Source organism: Streptomyces spinoverrucosus (assembly GCF_006539505.1).
Taxonomy (GTDB): Bacteria; Actinomycetota; Actinomycetes; order Streptomycetales; family Streptomycetaceae; genus Streptomyces; species Streptomyces spinoverrucosus.
Map to the genome: position 1 here is coordinate 1 of NZ_BJND01000169.1, position 1,751 is coordinate 1,751.

Annotated in this window: 1 protein-coding gene; it reads left to right on the plus strand. The window is 67.3% G+C overall.

The annotated features are described in order from the left end of the window. Positions 1-54 precede the first annotated feature (54 nt). A complete protein-coding gene (locus tag SSP24_RS42310; RefSeq protein ID WP_244951816.1) occupies positions 55-1,737 on the plus strand; it encodes an ISAzo13 family transposase in 1,683 nt (560 codons plus the stop codon). Positions 1,738-1,751: the final 14 nt, after the last annotated feature.

Sequence of the window (1,751 nt, forward strand, 5' to 3'; positions counted from 1 at the left end):
GGGCTTGCCGGGAAACAAGTCGTGGCTTCCAGCTGCGGGACTCGTTGCTCTGGTATGGGGAGACCGGAGGGGATTGAGGCCGTCCTGGCTGCGAAGTTCCATGTGTTGTTGCCGCATCTGGACGAGCGTCAGCGTCGGCTGGCCATAGGGGCGGAAGCTCTGTCGCTGGGGCATGGTGGGATCCGACTCGTTGCTGCTGCGGCTGGGGTGCGGGAGGGCACGGTCTCGCGCGGAGCGGCTGAACTGGAGTCTGGTCAGCCTCCGTTGGGGCGGGTCCGTCGTCCTGGTGGAGGCCGGAAGAAGGCTGTGGACCTTGATCCGGGGCTGCGGCCGGCGCTGCTTGCGTTGGTCGAGCCCGATGAGCGGGGCGATCCGATGTCGCCGCTGCGGTGGACGACGAAGTCGACCCGGAAGCTGGCAGCGGAGCTGACCCGGCAGGGTCACCGGGTCTCCGCCGACACGGTCGCCGGCCTGCTGCGGGAGGAAGGCTTCAGTCTGCAGGCCAACGCCAAGACCATCGAGGGTGCTCAGCACCCCGACAGGGACGCCCAGTTCCGCTACCTCAATGAGCAGGCACGAGACCACAGGGACGCCGGTGACCCGGTGATCAGCGTGGACAGCAAGAAGAAGGAGCTGATCGGCGACTACAAGAACGCCGGGCGCGAATGGCGGCCCGCAGGGCAGCCCGGGAGGGTCAAGACGCACGACTTCCCCGGCCAGGCCGAGAAAGCGATTCCGTACGGAATCTATGACATGGCGGCGAACACCGGCTGGGTCAGCATCGGCACCGATCACGACACCGCGGCGTTCGCCGTCGCCTCGATCCGGCGCTGGTGGCAGGCGGTCGGCCGGCACGACTACCCCCGCGCCCGCCGGCTGCTGATCACCGCCGACGGCGGGGGCTCCAACGGCTACCGCACCCGCGGCTGGAAGACCCAGCTCGCCGACCTCGCTGCCGAGACCGGCCTAGAGATCACGGTGTGTCACCTGCCGCCCGGCACCTCGAAGTGGAACAAGATCGAGCACCGGCTGTTCTCCCACATCACCATGAACTGGCGCGGCAGACCCCTGACCAGCCATGAAGTCATGCTCCAAACCATCGCCGCGACCACCAGCCGCACCGGCCTCACTGTCCATGCCGAACTCGACAGCGGCCAGTACCCCACCGGCATCCGCGTCAGCGACGACGAGATCGCTGCCCTGCCCATCACCCGCCATCGCTTCCACGGCGACTGGAACTACACCCTCCACTCCCAGCGTCCGATGGGGGCGGCGACCACCGGCAGCAGACCGGACGAGGCCCTGGCGGACAGACCGGCTCGCCTCACGCGGCGTTCGCTCCAGGACCCGGAACTGACCGGGATGACCCGCTGGCAGCTCAGCGAGCTCATCGACGCGTTGACTCCAGCGATGGAGGTTCAACGCGAGCAAGTGCTCCGCACACGTCGAGGCCACGAGCGCCTGGTGGCCCCTGGCGCAGGTGCCAAAGCCAAGCTCACCTCAGCCGACCGGGTCCTGGTCACCGTGCTCCACCTGCGAAAACTCGCGACCATGGACCTCCTGGGCCAGCTCTTCAACACCACCGCCATGACCATCAGCCGTGCAGTGAAAGACGTCCGCCCGCTCCTGGAAGCCCATGGTGTTCATCTCCCCGCCTCAACAGCCCGTTTCCGCACACGGGAAGACATCGCCAGGTTCCTCGACCCCGACAAAACCAAGATCAAACCGACGTGTTGATTCCCGGCAACCCC